Origin of the sequence: Streptomyces sp. NPDC051136, from assembly GCF_044455745.1 — a bacterium.
Taxonomy (GTDB): domain Bacteria; phylum Actinomycetota; class Actinomycetes; order Streptomycetales; family Streptomycetaceae; genus Streptomyces.
The window spans coordinates 1-1,302 of sequence record NZ_JBITFE010000026.1 but is presented as its reverse complement, the minus strand read 5'-3'; the positions used below and the strand labels follow the sequence as shown (position 1 = coordinate 1,302).

The 1,302-nt window shown below is 69.3% G+C and carries 1 protein-coding gene; it reads right to left on the bottom strand.

Annotation, left to right across the window (positions count from 1 at the left end; translation table 11 throughout):
* Positions 1-1,256 (bottom strand): beta-ketoacyl reductase (locus ACIBCJ_RS35590; RefSeq protein ID WP_399284366.1); only part of this gene is annotated, 1,256 nt, incomplete at its 3' end.
* Positions 1,257-1,302 lie beyond the last annotated feature (46 nt).

The window sequence follows — 1,302 nt, the reverse complement described above, 5'->3', positions numbered from 1 at the left end:
ATCGCCGCGACCACACCCTGCACCACATCCGTCAGCACCCGCACCCGCTCCACCGGCGACATACCCGCCACCCGCTCACCCAGCAACCGCCCCGCACCACCCTCGCCCTCACGCTCGCCGGCCGCCGAACGTCCCCGCCGCACCCCAACCAACGACCGCAACAACGCCGGCGCCTGCTCACCCCCCGCCCGCAGCACACCCACATCCACACCCGTCAACGCCACCACCGGCTCCCCCGAACCCAACGCCGCATCAAACAGACCCACCCCCTCCCGCGACGACAACGCCCGCAACCCCATCCGGCTCAACCGCCGCAGATCAACCTCACCCAGCTCCCCACTGATCCCACTCGACTCCTCCCACAACCCCCACACCATCGACACCGCCGGCAGCCCAGCAGCCCGCCGCCACGACGCCAACCCATCCAAAAACGCATTCCCCGCCGCATAATTCGCCTGCCCCGCCGTCCCCAGCAAACCCGCCAACGACGAATACATGACGAACACCCCCACCTCGTCACCACGCGTCAACTCATGCAGATTCCACGCACCATCCACCTTCGGCCGCAACACCCGCTCCAACCGCTCACCCCCCATCTCCCCCAACACCCCGTCCCACGCCACCCCAGCCACATGCACCACACCCACCAACCGACCCTCCGCCCGCGCACCCTCCAACACCCCCGCCAAAGCCCCACGATCAGCCACATCAACCGCCCCGAACACCACCCGCGCACCCAACCCCTCCAACTCCGCCCGCAACCCCGACGCCCCCACAGCCCCCTCACCCGAACGACTCAACAACAACAACGACCGCACCCCATGCACCACCACCAAATGCCGCGCCACCAAACGCCCCAACGTCCCCGTCGCACCACTGACCACCACCGTCCCCCCACCCAAACCCGCCACCGAAGCCGGAACCGAAGCCGAAGCCGGATCCGACGCAGGCGCCGGCACCAGACGCGGCGCCAGCAACCGCCCCCCACGCACCGCCACCTCATCCAGACCCGAACCCACCACCGACTCCAACACCCCACCCAGGCCCGAAACCACCGCCCCCTCCTCCACATCCACCAACACCAACCGCCCCGGAAACTCCGCCCGCGCCGACCTCACCAACCCCCACACCGCAGCACCCCCCAAATCCACCACACCCTCACCCTCCACCGCCGCCACCGCACCCCGCGTCACCACCACCAACCTCAACCCCTCAAACCGCCCATCCCCCAACCACCCACGCAACCACCCCAACACCCCACCCACCACACCACGCACCCCACCCGCCACATCCCCACCCACA